This is a genomic window from Pseudoalteromonas ostreae (assembly GCF_018069805.1).
In the GTDB taxonomy this organism is placed as follows: domain Bacteria; phylum Pseudomonadota; class Gammaproteobacteria; order Enterobacterales; family Alteromonadaceae; genus Pseudoalteromonas; species Pseudoalteromonas ostreae.
In genome coordinates, this window is the sequence record NZ_JAGPYN010000068.1 from 1 (window position 1) to 679 (window position 679).

General features: G+C 36.4%; 1 protein-coding gene. It reads right to left on the reverse strand.

What is annotated here, in order from left to right:
* Positions 1-679 (reverse strand): IS1595 family transposase (locus J7338_RS20545; RefSeq protein WP_210798828.1); only part of this gene is annotated, 679 nt, incomplete at both ends.

A 679-nucleotide genomic window follows, 5' to 3' on the forward strand; every position in this document is an offset into this window, starting at 1 on the left:
TCCATGTTTGATCTGAATACTCAGTGTTATCTTCCATAAACCTAAACCAGCTTAAATAATTCTCAATGTAGTCTGTACCAATGCCATTAAAACGTCTTAACCATGCCTTCCAGCGCATCATATAATTATTAAGAGTTTGGATATGGTAAATACCTTCTACCACTCTTTGGTTATCCAACCTAATCAAACGTTTATGGTCAATATCGAGTTCTTTAGCAATCCCTTTATACGATAAGTTTCCATCAGTACAAAGCACTGAGCCTGATGATAATAAAGGCTTCAATTGTGCTTGAATATTTTCTTTTGTATTTCGTTCTAAAACCTTGTGAGATATAGCACCACTACGATCAAGAGCAATGAAAATAGGAACTTTTTCGATTTTTCCACCACCACGTTTACGTGACTTACGGTTAATAACCCTCTTACCTTTAAAAGATTCTGGTAAAGATGTTTCATCAGCTTCAATTACACCCGTTAGTACTGAAGGATTAAAGCTGGCAGGGGCTTTAATAAACATATGTCGCCAACGAAATGACGTTCTAAGTGTTATATCCAAAGCTTTAGCTGATTTTCTAAGGGATACGCCTTCCCACATTAATTTGGTATATTCGATCCACTTCTCAGCCTTTTTCATTCGGTAAAGTGGTGAGTCTGCAAGTGCATTAAATGTTTTGTTGCA